General features: G+C 60.6%; 13 protein-coding genes. 3 read left to right on the top strand and 10 right to left on the bottom strand.

The window, feature by feature from the left end; translation table 11 throughout:
- The first annotated feature begins 8 nt into the window (after positions 1-8).
- The 3 genes from ISG32_RS23095 to ISG32_RS23085 are packed head-to-tail and all read left to right on the top strand — an operon-like array spanning position 9 to position 2,498.
- Positions 9-1,076: a branched-chain amino acid ABC transporter permease gene (locus ISG32_RS23095; RefSeq protein ID WP_228530037.1), complete on the top strand. Its 1,068-nt coding sequence runs from the start codon at positions 9-11 to the stop codon at positions 1,074-1,076.
- Positions 1,073-1,798, top strand: coding sequence for an ABC transporter ATP-binding protein (locus ISG32_RS23090; protein WP_194773379.1), 726 nt, complete (start codon positions 1,073-1,075; stop codon positions 1,796-1,798). The genes ISG32_RS23095 and ISG32_RS23090 overlap by 4 nt, the downstream gene beginning before the upstream one ends.
- Positions 1,788-2,498 carry an ABC transporter ATP-binding protein gene (locus tag ISG32_RS23085; RefSeq protein ID WP_194773378.1) on the top strand — a complete coding sequence of 237 codons (711 nt, stop codon included), beginning with the start codon at positions 1,788-1,790 and terminating at the stop codon, positions 2,496-2,498. Before ISG32_RS23090 ends, ISG32_RS23085 begins: the two co-directional genes overlap by 11 nt.
- Positions 2,499-2,525: 27 nt before the next feature.
- Here ISG32_RS23085 and ISG32_RS23080 read toward each other — a convergent pair whose 3' ends face one another.
- The 10 genes from ISG32_RS23080 to ISG32_RS23035 all read right to left on the bottom strand — a co-directional run bounded on the left by ISG32_RS23080 (position 2,526) and on the right by ISG32_RS23035 (position 13,975).
- On the bottom strand, positions 2,526-3,476 hold the full coding sequence (locus tag ISG32_RS23080) for a helix-turn-helix domain-containing protein (protein WP_194773377.1): 951 nt from the start codon (positions 3,474-3,476) through the stop codon (positions 2,526-2,528).
- Between the two features lie 163 nt (positions 3,477-3,639).
- Positions 3,640-3,921: a formate dehydrogenase subunit delta gene (locus ISG32_RS23075; RefSeq protein ID WP_194773376.1), complete on the bottom strand. Its 282-nt coding sequence runs from the start codon at positions 3,919-3,921 to the stop codon at positions 3,640-3,642.
- Positions 3,922-3,955: 34 nt separating this feature from the next.
- Positions 3,956-4,816 (bottom strand): formate dehydrogenase accessory sulfurtransferase FdhD, encoded by an 861-nt coding sequence (fdhD, locus tag ISG32_RS23070; RefSeq protein ID WP_194773375.1) that lies wholly within the window; start codon positions 4,814-4,816, stop codon positions 3,956-3,958.
- On the bottom strand, positions 4,813-7,731 hold the full coding sequence (gene fdhF, locus ISG32_RS23065) for a formate dehydrogenase subunit alpha (RefSeq protein WP_194773438.1): 2,919 nt from the start codon (positions 7,729-7,731) through the stop codon (positions 4,813-4,815). Before fdhF ends, fdhD begins: the two co-directional genes overlap by 4 nt.
- Before the next feature lie 9 nt (positions 7,732-7,740).
- The gene (locus ISG32_RS23060; protein ID WP_194773374.1) at positions 7,741-9,297 is read right to left on the bottom strand and encodes a formate dehydrogenase beta subunit; all 1,557 of its coding nucleotides are present in this window, start codon (positions 9,295-9,297) and stop codon (positions 7,741-7,743) included.
- A complete protein-coding gene (locus ISG32_RS23055; RefSeq protein ID WP_194773373.1) occupies positions 9,294-9,779 on the bottom strand; it encodes a formate dehydrogenase subunit gamma in 486 nt (161 codons plus the stop codon). Before ISG32_RS23055 ends, ISG32_RS23060 begins: the two co-directional genes overlap by 4 nt.
- Before the next feature lie 205 nt (positions 9,780-9,984).
- On the bottom strand, positions 9,985-11,541 hold the full coding sequence (locus tag ISG32_RS23050) for a Rieske 2Fe-2S domain-containing protein (RefSeq protein WP_194773372.1): 1,557 nt from the start codon (positions 11,539-11,541) through the stop codon (positions 9,985-9,987).
- Between the two features lie 97 nt (positions 11,542-11,638).
- Positions 11,639-12,655, bottom strand: coding sequence for a ketol-acid reductoisomerase (gene ilvC, locus ISG32_RS23045; protein ID WP_194773371.1), 1,017 nt, complete (start codon positions 12,653-12,655; stop codon positions 11,639-11,641).
- A 25-nt stretch (positions 12,656-12,680) separates the two neighbouring features.
- Positions 12,681-13,526 carry a class II aldolase/adducin family protein gene (locus ISG32_RS23040; protein WP_194773370.1) on the bottom strand — a complete coding sequence of 282 codons (846 nt, stop codon included), beginning with the start codon at positions 13,524-13,526 and terminating at the stop codon, positions 12,681-12,683.
- 194 nt (positions 13,527-13,720) lie between these two features.
- Positions 13,721-13,975, bottom strand: a complete 255-nt coding sequence (locus ISG32_RS23035) for a hypothetical protein (RefSeq protein WP_194773369.1) — start codon at positions 13,973-13,975, stop codon at positions 13,721-13,723.
- Positions 13,976-13,995: the final 20 nt, after the last annotated feature.

The raw sequence follows: 13,995 nt of genomic DNA, 5'->3' as shown, positions 1-13,995 counted from the left end.
GTCCAGCCATGTTCATCCAATTGCTCAATGGCCCGCAGACGGCGGGCACTACCAAGCGGTTCTGGATATCAGCAGCACTGGTGCTGCTTGTTGCCCTGGTCTATCCGCTGTTTGCTGACTCCTACGACGTAGGGAATACCGCCTACCTGCTGCTATGGGTTTTCATGGCAATGGGCCTCTGCCTGATCTGGGGTTACGGCGGCATGATGTCCTTCGGACAAACGCTTTTCTTCGGCTTAGCCGGCTATGCCTATGGCGTGCTGGCGATCAACTTCGGCGGCGAGGGATTCACCACCATCTATGCGACTGTGCTGGCACTCGCGCTGGCCGCGCTAGCTGCCGCAGTGCTCGGCTACTTCATGATCTGGGGACGGGTCAACGGAGTGTTCTTCGGCATCGTCACCTTGTCGGCAGCACTTGTACTGGCGTTCTTCCTCGGTCAGACGGCCGGCCCCGAGTGGCGGATCGGCGGGGCGAGGCTGAATGGCTTCAACGGCATGAAGGGTATGGCGTCGCTGAACATTCCGTGGCTGGGCGGCGAAGCACTTTACCTGGAAGAAACAGCGCTGTACTACGCCGTGGTGTTGCTGCTGGCGATTGTCTACCTGGGCCTGCGCATCCTGTTGAACTCGCGCTTCGGCAATGTGGTCGTCGCCGTCCGGGAAGATCCGCAGCGGGCGGAGCTGCTGGGCTACGACGTGCGCAAATACCAACTGGCGACATTCGTCATCGGATCCATGCTCGCAGGTCTGAGCGGCGTTCTCTATACGTCCTGGGGGCAGTTCATTACGCCAGCCAGTATCGGCTTGCCGGCAGCTGCGATGCCCATCGTATGGGTCGCGTTCTCAGGGCGTGGTGATATTACTGCGGCAGCGGTCGGCTCCTTTCTGCTGCTGTGGGGCTTCCAGACACTCACGGTCTACAGCCAGCAGGCAGCGCTCCTGATCATGGGCGTTCTGCTGCTCGGTACGGTCATGGTGGCACCCCAGGGCTTTGTTCTTGGCGTCACAAAGCTCATCGGAAGGATGAAGCGCGCTTCGAGCACACCATCAGATCTCAAGCAGGAGGCCCTGTGAAATCTGCACTTCTACAAACCTCACAGCTGACCAAGAGATTTGGTGGCCACACGGCAGTCTCCGATGTCAATCTGACGGTAAAGCAGGGAGAGATTCACTGCCTGATCGGCCCGAATGGAGCTGGCAAGAGCACGTTGTTCAAGTTGATCGTTGGCACCCATGAGGCCAGCGACGGTCGCATCGAGTTCGCGGGGCAGGACGTTACCAGTCGCAGGCCTTATGAGCGAGTGCAACGCGGCATGAGCATCAAGATGCAAGCCCCTAGCGTGTTCAAGGAACTGCCGGTAGCGCAGAACCTGCACATCGCCTTGCAGCACCACGTTCGCAAATCGGAGCTTGCGCGCGAAGAGGAGCGTCTGCTGGCACTACTCGATCTTGCACAAGATGCATCCAAGCCAGCTGGTGCCTTGGCACATGGGCAACAGCAATGGCTGGAGATCGGTATGGCGCTCGCCTCCAATCCCAAACTTCTGCTTATGGACGAGCCGACGGCAGGCTTGTCTCCCGAGGAAACGCACAAGACCGGTGAGCTGATCAAGCGCCTCAATCGCGAAGGCATGACTGTCTTGGTGGTAGAGCATGACATGGCCTTCATCAGGCAGATCGCGCAGCAAGTGACGGTATTGCACTTCGGCAAGGTATTCAGCGGAGGCAGCATCGACGAGGTCATCGCAGATCCGCGTGTGGCGGAAATCTATCTGGGCAAGAAACATGAACACTGAAACACTGCTGGACGTTCAAGGAGTGCGTGCGAGCTATGGCGCCACGCCTATCCTGCAAGGGGTGGACTTCGACATAGCGCGCGGAGAGATCGTCGGGCTGATCGGCCGCAACGGGGTTGGAAAGACCACCACCATGCGATGCCTGATCGGTCAGCTACGCTCCAGCTCAGGTGCCGTGCGCCTGCTGGGGCGTGATATTGCAGGTCTGAGCAGCGATGCGCGCGCGCGCTGCGGCATTGGCTATGTGCCGCAAGGACGGGACGTATTCCCACAGATGACTGTGGCGGAAAACCTGATGGTTGGCGAGCTTGTAGGCGGCCCCAAGGGCAAGAAAAGTCCCGAGCTCGTCTACCAATATTTCCCTCGCCTGGCTGAGCGCCGCAACCAGATGGCCGGCACCATGTCAGGCGGAGAACAGCAGCAACTCGCCATCGGCCGCGCCTTGATAGGCAATCCGGTACTGATGCTCCTGGACGAACCGTCCGAGGGGATTCAACCGTCGATCGTGCAGCTCATCTGCGATGTCCTGCGTTCCATACGCCGCGATCTTGGCATGACCATTCTTTTCGTGGAACAAAACCTCGACACTATTCTCGACCTGGCCGAGAGGGCCATCGTGATGGAAAAGGGCCGCGTCGTAGGCCACATCGATCCGGGCTCTGTGGATGCCGACAACGTGCGGCATCACCTCATGCTGTGAGGTAGCAGGCGCCGTAAGGCGCCTTTTTTAATGCAAGATGTTTTGCAGCAGGCTTCCCGGAGTCATTCCAAAGGCTCGTTTGAAAGCACGGGAAAAATGAGCAAGATTGTTGAAACCACACTGGTAGGCAGCCTGCGATACCTGCGAGACGCGGCGCTCCGAGAGAACTGCATAGCTGGCTTCCAGGCGCCGCTGCGACAAGTGGTGCATCACCGTGGTGCCGCGTTGCGCAAAGGCACGCGTCAGCGTACGGCCCGAGACATGCAGCGCCGCTGCCACGTCGGCGCTACTCAGGTCTCCATCGTCAAGATGCGTGCTGATGTAGCGGTCGGCCTTGTCGAAGAGAACCTCGTAGCGAGAGGCGAGCGTGCCCTCGATAGCCGCGGCCTGGATCTCCATCGCGGCGGTCAGGGTATCAACGAATGCCGATGCCAGCCGAGCTTCCGCTGTGCCACAGGGGCCATGGATGCCGGGCCACTGGTAGGCCTCTTCTGCCATTTCGTGCAGCCTATGCGCCATCGCACCACCTTGCCCTATGCGGACCGCCATCATGTTCTCCGCACCGCGAAAGCGCGATAGCAACTGCTGTCGCGGAATTCTTACGAGCAGCACTGCCTCTGGCTTGAGCCCATTCAAGAACGGCTTGGCGGCATCGCAAAGGATGACGTCGCCAGGCGCCGCAGAAATCTCCCGGCCACCTTGCACCATGGTTGCAACACCAGCTTGGACCAATAGAGCTACGAAATCCTCATTCGGCTGGGCTCGCACCATGCGTTCGGTGCGATGGAAGGTATGCGCCACAGACTCCATGCGGCAAACCGTCAAGCCCCCAAACGAATGCCCTGAGAGCATCCCCTCGAAGTTTCCACAATCATCGAAATCCGCAACTGCGGGAATCAGGCGCTTGCACACCAGTTCCGCCCAGTAGTCCTGACGTCGGCCTGCCTCTACGTCAATCGTCGAGTAGTTGAAAGTCATTGCATCTCCACGACGTGCCTAGGATTGCTCGGTCTCCCCAGGCCTGGCACTAGCCTGAAGCAGACATCAACTGAATGAACCAAAGCAAAATCCGTACCATGTCAATTATCCAAGACGATCGTCATCGCACAATACTGATGGTTGACCTTTTCGAAATTCGGATTCAGCCGGGGACTTCAGTCACCTTGGTACTGCTCGCAGAGGCCTGCGAATCATCTGCAGGCTGCAGCAACGCCCGATGGGCATGAAGTGCATCAGCCACGATCGTGGACAAACCCTCGGTCTGGAGCGCATCAAAGACTCCGAGTAACTGTCGGCGCATCCGTGGGTCCCAGAACTGGCGTATATGGGTTGCCACGCCAAGCAGCGCCTCCTCCCGGTCGGGCTGGGCCTGAAAGAATTCGCCGATGCGGTTGGCCAGTTGTACGAGTGTCTTCGGATCCATGGAATTCCTGATCAGTGGAGGACAATCTGTCCGGTCAATGCAAACAAGAGAGGCCAGCTGCGTCCTCGGGGAAGCCAAATCGCTGCGCATCGGTGTAGGCCACAAAGTCCTCCTGGCGAGCAAAACCCGCCAACGCAAGGCCACAATCGGAAGCAACACGCACTGCGTGCGCGGTTGGCGCCGATACAGCAACCAGCATCGAGGCCCCGATCATTGCGGTTTTCTGCACCATTTCGAAGCTGGCTCGGCTGGTCACGCAGACAAATCCAAGTACAGGGTCAACGCTCGCACGCACCATGGCGCCAGCCAGCTTGTCGAGTGCGTTGTGTCTGCCGACATCCTCGCGCACGATCTGGGCTTTGCCTTGAGGATCACACCATGCGGCCGCGTGCATGGCTCCTGTGGCCTGCTGGAGCACCTGGGCTTCACGCATCGACTGCAGTGCACGCGCCAGCGCCCCAGGGCTTACCCAGACGCACTCATTCTCCTTGAACACTGGCAACGGTCGCCGCACATGCTCCAGGCTTTCGGTGCCGCACAAGCCGCAGCCCGTGCGGCCAGCCAAGTTGCGGCGGCGTTCTTTGAGGCGAAAGGCGCAGGCCGCGCTCACTTCCATCTGGATCTCTAGTCCGTCGCATGTCGGCAGCACTTCGACACCGTAGAGTTCCGCGGCATCGACCAACAGCCCTTCAGTGAGCCCAAAGCCGAGCGCAAACTCTTCCAGATCGTTTGGGGTGACCAGCATCACCGCGTGGGAGATGCCGTTGAAAACCAGCGCCACCGGCACCTCATCGGCCAGCCAGTCGGCCACGCGGCGCAATACGCCGCCACGGTACGCACTGACCGCAACGGACTGCGCACCGCTGGAAACGCCATGAACAACAGGTTGCGTCATTTTCCAGCCACCTCCTGTGTCAGTTCCTTGGCGCGAGCCAGCAGTTCATGCTGGGTGGCCCGGAATGCCGAATACTTTTTCTGCCAGGCTGACGGCTGGGCCACGGGCAAGACTTGAACCGCAGTCACCTTGTACTCAGGGCAGTTGGTGGCCCAGTCGGAACTGTCGGTGGTGATCACGTTGGCACCGGATTCGGGGAAGTGGAAGGTGGTGTAGACCACGCCTGGCTGCATGCGCTCGCTCACCAGCGCGCGCAGCACCGTCTCGCCTGCGCGGCTGGTGATACCGACCCAGTCTCCGTCCTTGATGCCGCGCTCCTGTGCATCGTGCGGATGAATCTCGAGGCGATCCTCGGCATGCCATTGGTTGTTGTCCGTGCGGCGCGTCTGAGCCCCCACGTTGTACTGGGACAGAATCCGGCCTGTGGTGAAGAGCAACGGGTACTTGCGCGTTACCTTTTCGTCGCTCGGCACGTACTGCGTGACCACAAAGCGGCCCTTGCCGCGCACGAACTTGCCGACGTGCATGGTTGAGATACCCGCCTCATCGGTGTCATCGTTACAAGGCCACTGCACGCTGCCAAGGCGATCGATTTTCTCGTAGTTCACCCCTGCGAAGCTTGGCGTCAGCGCCGCGATTTCCGCCATGATCTCTTCGGGATGCTGGTAGCGCATCGGGTAGCCAAGCGCGTTGGACAGCATCATCGTTGCCTCCCAGTCACCCACCCCCGACAGGGGCGGCATTACCTTGCGCACGCGGCTGATGCGCCGCTCGGCATTGGTAAAAGTGCCATCTTTCTCCAGGAACGAGGAGCCAGGCAGGAAGACGTGCGCGTATTTGGCGGTTTCGTTCAAGAAAATGTCCTGCACCACGATGCACTCCATCGCCATCAAGGCCGATGCCACATGCTGCGTGTTCGGATCGGACTGCACGATATCTTCGCCCTGCACGTACAGCCCCATGAAAGTGCCGTCGTGTGCGGCATCGAACATGTTCGGAATGCGCAGGCCCGGTTCTGGATTGAGCGTGACACCCCAAGCGGCATCGAACTGAGAACGCACAGTACTGTCAGAGATATGCCGGTATCCCGGCAGCTCATGCGGGAACGACCCCATGTCGCACGAGCCTTGCACATTGTTCTGGCCACGCAGCGGGTTCACACCCACGCCCTCGCGCCCCACGTTGCCCGTGGCCATGGCCAGGTTGGCAATGCCCATCACCATGGTTGAACCCTGGGCATGCTCGGTCACGCCCAAGCCATAGTAGATAGCCGCATTCGCTCGCTCGCCCTCCAGCAATCGACCTTCCGGATTGCCCGTTGCATACAACCGCGCAGCGCCTCGAACCAACTCCGCCGCAACGCCTGTGACGGCCTCAAACGCTTCAGGCGAGTTCTCCGGCCGCGCGACGAACTCCTTCCAGTCGAGAAAGCTCTTTTCCTCGCAGCGCTCTGAGACATAGCCTTCCGCCAGCAGGCCTTCAGTGACGATTACGTGAGCCATCGCGGTGATCATTGCCACATTGGTGCCAGGCCGCAGCGCCAGATGGAAATCAGCCTTGACATGCGGGGAATCCACCAGATCGATGCGGCGCGGATCTACCACGATCAGCTTGGCACCTTTGCGCAGTCTGCGCTTCATGCGCGAGGCAAACACCGGATGGGCATCGCTCGGGTTGGCGCCGATCACCATGATGACGTCGGAATGCTCCACCGACTTGAAGGTCTGGGTCCCCGCCGAGGTCCCAAAGGTCTGGCCCAGGCCATAACCCGTCGGCGAGTGGCAGACACGTGCGCAGGTGTCTACGTTGTTGTTGCCGAAGGCTGCGCGTACCAGTTTTTGCACCAGATAGGTTTCCTCATTGGTGCAGCACGAGGACGTGATTCCTCCAATCGCATCACGCCCATGTTCGGCTTGCAGGCGTTTGAACTCAGTGGCAGCGTATTGGATGGCTTCGTCCCAGCTCACCTCCTGCCACGGGTCGGTGATCTTCTTGCGAATCATCGGACGGGTAATCCGGTCCTTGTGCGTGGCATAACCCCAGGCGAAACGCCCTTTGACGCAAGAGTGTCCCTCGTTGGCCTTGCCATCCTTCCAGGGCACCATCCGCACCACTTCATTGCCCTTCATCTCCGCTTTGAAGCCGCAGCCCACGCCGCAGTAAGCGCAGGTCGTGATGGCGCTGTGCTCCGGCTGGCCCAGCCAGATGACGCTTTTTTCCTGCAGAGTTGCCGTCGGGCAGGCTTGTACGCAGGCGCCACAGCTCACGCACTCGCTGTCCATGAAGGCTTGATCCTGCCCTGGGGAAACACGCGAGTCAAAGCCCCTGCCGCTGATGGTGAGTGCAAACGTCCCTTGGGTTTCTTCGCAGGCCCTCACGCAGCGGTTGCAGACGATGCATTTGCTCGGATCGTAGGTGAAGTAAGGATTCGATTCATCCTTGATCGAATCGAGATGATGAGCCCCGCCATACTGGGCGCCCACGCCGTAGCGCACGTTGCGCAGGCCAGTCACGCCCGCCATGTCCTGGAGCTCGCAGTCACCGTTGGCGGCGCAGGTCAGGCAGTCCAGCGGATGGTCGGAAATATACAGTTCCATCACCCCCTTTCGCAGATCCTGCAGCTTGGGGCTTTGCGTGCGCACTTTCATACCGGCTTCGGCAGGTGTTGTGCAGGAGGCCGGGTAGCCTCGCCGGCCCTCGATTTCGACCAGACACAGCCGGCAAGAACCGAATGCGTCCAGGCTGTCGGTGGCGCAAAGCTTGGGCACATTGATGCCGGCCTCGACGGCTGCGCGCATCAGCGAAGTGCCCTTGGGCACCGAAATGGCTTCACCGTCGATTTCCAGGGTGACGGTCTCGGTCTCAGTACTGGCGGGCGTTCCGTAGTCGATCTCTTGCGGGAGGGGTTCGAACATCATGGTCTCCTAGGATGTATGTTCTTGCGGCATTTCGATGCCGAAATCCTCGGGATAGTGGTTGAGCGCGGAGAGCACGGGATATGGCGTCATGCCTCCCATGGCGCACAGGCTGCCGTGAAGCATCGTGTCGCACAGATCACGCAGCAGCGTCACCTGCTGATCGCGGTCGTCGGCGATTCGGTGGATCACCTCCATGCCGCGCGTCGAACCGATACGACACGGCGTGCACTTACCGCAGGACTCGATCGCACAAAACTCCATGGCATAGCGCGCCAACTTGGCCATGTCGGCGGTATCGTCATGCACCACCAAGCCACCGTGACCCACAACCGCACCAACGGCCGCATAGGCCTCGTAGTCGATAGGAATGTCCCACTGCGAGTCGGGCACATAGGTGCCCAACGGCCCGCCGACCTGCACGGCTTTGATCGGCCGACCCGAGCGGCTACCGCCGCCAAAGTCGTAGAGCAATTCGCGCAGCGTGAGGCCAAAGGCTTTCTCGACCAGGCCGCCGTTCCGGATGTTGCCGGCCAGTTGGAATGGCAAGGTGCCACGCGAACGGCCCATGCCATAGTCGCGATAGAAGGCCGCGCCGCGAGCAAGTATGAGAGGTACGCAGGCAAGGCTGATCACGTTGTTGATGACGGTGGGCTGTCCGAAGAGACCCTGCAGCGCCGGCAACGGCGGCTTGGCACGCACAATGCCTCGCCTGCCCTCAATGCTTTCCAGCATCGCTGTTTCTTCGCCGCAAACGTAGGCACCCGCGGCCTTGCGCACCTCAAGGCGAAAAGCCCTGCCCGATCCAAGTACATCGTTCCCCAGATAGCCGGCAGTTGTGGCGCGAGAAATGGCCTCGTTCATCACGGCTATGGCATGAGGGTATTCGGAACGGATATAGACATACCCCTGTGTGGCACCCACGGCCATTGCCGCAATGGTCATGCCCTCAACCAGCATGTAGGGATCGCCCTCCATGACCATGCGATCAGAGAATGTCCCCGAGTCGCCTTCGTCGGCGTTGCAGACTATGTATTTCTGGGTTGCATTGGCCTTGCGCACCGTCTGCCACTTGATGCCGGTGGGAAAGGCTGCTCCCCCCCGTCCCCGCAACCCGGAGTCGACCACTTGCTGCACAATGGCCTCACCGTCCAGGACGCTGGCGCGCCTCAGCCCCTCCCACCCGCCATGCGTCTCATAGTCCTGCAAGGAGAGCGGATCCGTTATCCCCATGCGCGCGAAGGTCAGGCGCTCTTGCTTGGCAAGATAGGGAATTTGCTCAGTCAAGCCCTGGCTCAATGCATGTCCGCCGCCTGCCAATAGTTGCGCGTCAAGCAGCGAAGTCACATCATCCGGCGCTACCGGGCCATATGCCACACGGCCTTGCGGAGTCTCTACCTCAACCAGAGGTTCCAGCCAGAACAGCCCACGCGAGCCGTTGCGCACGATCTCAATGTTCAAGCCCCGGCGCAAGCACTCGATCTGCAGTACGGTGGCCACTTCGTTGGCGCCTACAGCCAGCGCCGCTGAGTCACGTGGCACGAAAACCTTGATGGCTCCGCTCATACGCCCTCCCCTGGGTTGGTCGCTATCAGCTGATTGAACTTCTTCAGCGTCACCCGAGCGTGCAATTGGTTATCCACCATGATGGCGGGCGATGAGGCGCACATGCCCAGGCAATACACCGGCTCCAATGTGTATGCCCCGTCGTCGCTGGTGTGATGCGACTTGCACCCGAGCACCTGCTCGGCATGGGCCAGCAACGCATCCGCACCGCAAGCCTGGCAAGCCTCAGCGCGGCATACCTGTATCACGGTGCGGCCGGTGGGCTTGCTGCGGAAATAGTGGTAGTAGGTGATAACGCCATGCACCTCGGCCCGCGACAGATTCAAGCCTTTTGCGATCAAAGGCACCGCGTCGTCCGGGATATAGCCGAGCAAGTCCTGCACTGCATGAAGCAGGGGCAACAGCGCTCCCGGGACTTGCGGGTACTGCGCCACCAACGAAGCGACAGCATCCAGCCCTCCAAGGGTTGTGGCAGTGGTCATCTTGTCTCCTGACTGCGGTGCAGCCTTATATTTCTTGCGATGCGTGTGAGCTACCACACGCACTCCCAGGCTGACTATCGTGGGCCAGTCGCCGGAATATCAACCTCCCAGAAACAGGCCTCCGCAAAGAGACCTGTCATCCGAGAACCTCCGCCCCGGAAGCCAGCATGGCTGAACTTCCGAGGCAGAGCTTTGACAAGAGGCGTCAGCGCTGCTGCTGCGCCTCAGCTTCGAGCGCTTCGAACTTCTCGCGCACAAACTTGGCGCGCTCTTCGCCCTTGAGCTTGTCACTCTCCGTCAGGATGGTGACCACTCCCTTGGCCAGGAAGCGGCGGCGCTTGACCTCCTGCTCCATGGTTTCACCCTCGGGCAGTTCGAACACGTTGCCGGAACAATAGCTGTTCGGCGCACCACCCATCGAGCGGAACCATTCAGCAAAGCCCTCTGCTCCAGCTGCGGGATTGGTGCCGCGCACCGCGTCCCGCAGCATCTTGCGGAACTGATACAGGCCGGCATCCAGCTTCGTCGGGTTCTCCAGCGCGTGGACAGCGATGGGACGCTGGCTGATGATGGCCTCGTAGTCGCCAGGGGCATACTGGGCGCTCTTGTAGCTCGCGCGCGCACGGTGATCGGAGGGGATAGGAACGATGTCCTGCGAGGTCTTGCCGTTGGCAAAGCGATCCGGGCGACGCAATGCCACTTGGCCATCGAGGAAGTCGATGGTTTCGTAGCCCACCAGCGCCTTGTTACCGACATTGCGGGTGTCGATGCCGGGGCCCATCACACGCCAGCCGATCATCTTGGCATTCTCGTCATCGACGGGAACCGTCCAGCGGATGATGTGGAAGCGGCTGAAGAGCTTTTTCTTCTGGCCGTCCTCGGAGGTGTAGGCGTGCAAGCTCAGGTTCGGCAGCACCTGATGCTGGACGCGCACGAACATGTGATCCTTGCTCGACCGGCGAGCGCCGGCGCATGCCAGGCCGCGGCCACCGTGGATCGGGATGAACTGCATGTCGGGGCCAACCTCCATCGAGGCAGCACCAACTTCGTCGAAGGTCGTTTCCTGGTAGTGCCCGCCCACCACGTTTTTGGACGAATGCAGCGCGGCGGTGTGGAAATTGTCGGCAGCGTTATCTTGCACCTGCAGCCAGTTGCAATGCTGGAAGTTGCTGTAGGCAACCAATTCGTCGCCCTCAGCCACGGTGAAATTGCCCTCCCATTCGGGGAACGGAGGCTCTTTCTCCGGCGGCCCCATGTAGGCGAAGATCAGGCCGTGACGCTCCACAGCCTTGTAGGCGCCTTGGCGGATAGAGCAAGCGTATTTTTCAGCTTCCTTCTCTTCCCCCTTAGCGAAGGGAGCATGCAGGCAGGTGCCGTCGACGTCAAAGACCATGCCGTGGTAGCAGCAGCGAATGCCGTGCTCCATGATGGCGCCATACTCCAGCGAAGCGCCGCGGTGCACACAGTGCGCGTGCAGCAGGCCGATAGCGCCACTGCCGTCACGGAAAGCCACCAGCTCTTCGCCGAGAATCTTGAGGTAATGCGGCGTGTCGGTCAGCTCGATCGACATGCAGACCGGATGCCAGAAGCCCCGCAGGTACTCGCCCATGGGCGTACCCGGCCCAACTTCGGTGAGTTCCGGATCATGCGCCGGAACCCGGTTCTGGTAATAGCCGCCGTAGGGAATCAGCTTCTTGACCACAGCAGCAGCACCGCCGCCGGTGCTGCGATGGGCTTCTTGCTGTTCTTGCTTCGTGCTCATGGAGTGTCTCCTGGTGATTCAGCAATAGGAAAGAAATGCCGCGCGCCCAGTGCTGGAGGCTGCGCGCACGGCGCATGGGAAATGGGCTGAAGCCCTTTCAGTTGCGTGACGTATCCACCATACGGTTGCGGGCAATCCACGGCATCATGGCGCGCAGCTTGGCGCCCACTTGCTCGATGGGATGCTCCGCATCGAGGCGGCGGCGCGAACGCAGCACAGGCCCGCCAGCGCGGCTTTCCAGGATGAAGGCCTTCGCGTATTCACCGTTCTGCACCTCGGCCAGCACGTCGCGCATGGCCTGGCGGGTCTGATCGGTGATGATCTTCGGCCCCACACGGTACTCACCGAACTCCGCGTTGTTCGAGATGCCGTAGTTCATGGTGGCAATGCCGCCCTCGTACATCAGATCGACCATCAGCTTGAGTTCGTGCAGGCACTCGAAGTAGGCCATCTCGGGTGCGTAACCGGCGTCCACCAGGGTGTCGAAGCCTGCCTTCACCAACTCCACCATGCCGCCGCACAGCACGACCTGCTCACCAAACAGATCCGTTTCCGTTTCTTCGCGGAAATTGGTCTCGATGATGCCGGCTCGGCCGCTGCCAATGGCGGCGGCGTATGCCAGGGCGATGTTGTGCGAATTGCCCGAGCGGTCCTGCGCCACGGCGACGAGGCTGGGAACGCCACCGCCTGCAGAATAGGTAGCGCGCACCGTGTGGCCGGGGGCCTTCGGTGCGATCATGATCACATCGAGGTCGGCACGCGGCTCCAACTGACCATAGTGGATGTTGAACCCGTGCGCGAAAGCCAGCACCGCCCCCTGGCGAATGTTGGGCTCGACTTCCGCCCGGTAGACATCGGCGATGGTCTCGTCCGGAATCAGCATCATCACCAGATCGGCTTCGGCGACCGCCTGGGCAACCGTACGCACCTGGAGCTGGGCCGCCTCGGCCTTGGCCCACGACGCGCCTTTCTGGCGCAAGCCGACGCGAACGTCGATGCCGCTCTCGCGCAGATTCTGTGCGTGGGCATGGCCTTGGGAGCCAAAGCCAATGATCGCCACCTTGCGCGATTTGAGGAGCGAAAGATCCGCGTCCTTGTCGTAGAAAACCTTCATGTTGCTATGTGCTCCCCAGTGGCGATTACGAGAACATGTCGGGCTGCGTGGCAACCAGGTCTTCCCAGATCGGCTGGAAGTGCAGCCAGCCGATGTAGTCGCTGCCGACATGCTCGCGGCTGTAGCGCGAACGCTCAGGCGTGACCAAGCGCGGCGTGACACCGGTGGCCTCCACCATCAGCTGCTGCTGGCAGCAGCGTTCCAACGCGATGAACCAGAAGGCGGCTGATTCGATGCTGTGACGGCTCGCGGTGAGCAGACCGTGATTCTGGTGAATAGCGGCCTTGACGCCAGCGAAGGCATTGGCGACCTTGTGGCCAGCCTTCACTTCGACGGCCACCTGACCGGCCTCGTCGCCAATGACGACGTGATCCTCATAGAACGCCGCAGCGTCCTGCGAGATCGGCTCCAGTTTCTTGCCCAGTGCAGCGAAGGCAGTGCCGTACAGCGTGTGGGCATGGCACATGGCCACGATGTCCTTGTGATGCTCATGCACGGCAGCGTGCAGCACGAAGCCGGCGCGGTTGATGGCGTGCTTGCCTTCGACGACATTGCCCTGGTGGTCTGCACAAATCAGGTTCGATACCTTCACCTGCGAGAAATGCACTGCCATCGGGTTGGTCCAGTACAGACTCGGATTGGCGGGGTCACGCACGGTCAGGTGGCCGGCAAACCCGTAGTCGTAACCTTGCAGCGCGAAAGCACGGCAGGCACCGACCAAGCGCTCCTTGAGGTGGCGGCGCTCTTCTTCGACGCTCGAAAATGTGGGCTCCTCGGGGTAGATCAACCCTTCTTGTTCCGGCTGGTAGATCGACTTGCGACCATCGTTGAGCAGGGGCGATTTCACTGGCATTTCCATGACTTCAGACATATCTCCGTCCTTTCGTTGTGAAGACCCAATTGAGGGTCAGGAAGACCCAATTGAGGGTCAGGAAATGATCGCTTTACGACGTTTGAATGACAAACGATGCTTGTTCAAGCGACGCATGAATCAGGTTCACATGAACCCAAAAGTGGCACCATTCAGATCAATACGGCTATCAGATGCACCATGCAAAGTGCCCGCTATCTTCTGGCTATCAACGCGCCGAGCGCGAAAGAGGCAACCGGTAGTGCAGCGTCCGCCAGCATCTGCACCGTGTCACCGAACGGCTCTGCCAAAGTCAATTCGGCTACTCCCAGCAGCAGGTTTAAGAGCAGGCATGGAAGCGCCGCACACAGCAGGAATGCAAGGAGCCCCGCAGCTGTTGGCGCGGGCAACGCGCCGAAGCGAACTGCGCCCCAGCCAATGCCGGTGATCAGAACCAGTGGCAAAAGCACAGGCGGCTCCATCGCTTTCC

Source organism: Diaphorobacter caeni (assembly GCF_015354245.1).
Lineage (GTDB): Bacteria > Pseudomonadota > Gammaproteobacteria > Burkholderiales > Burkholderiaceae_C > Diaphorobacter_A > Diaphorobacter_A caeni.
This window is presented reverse-complemented; position numbering and strand designations above follow the sequence as displayed.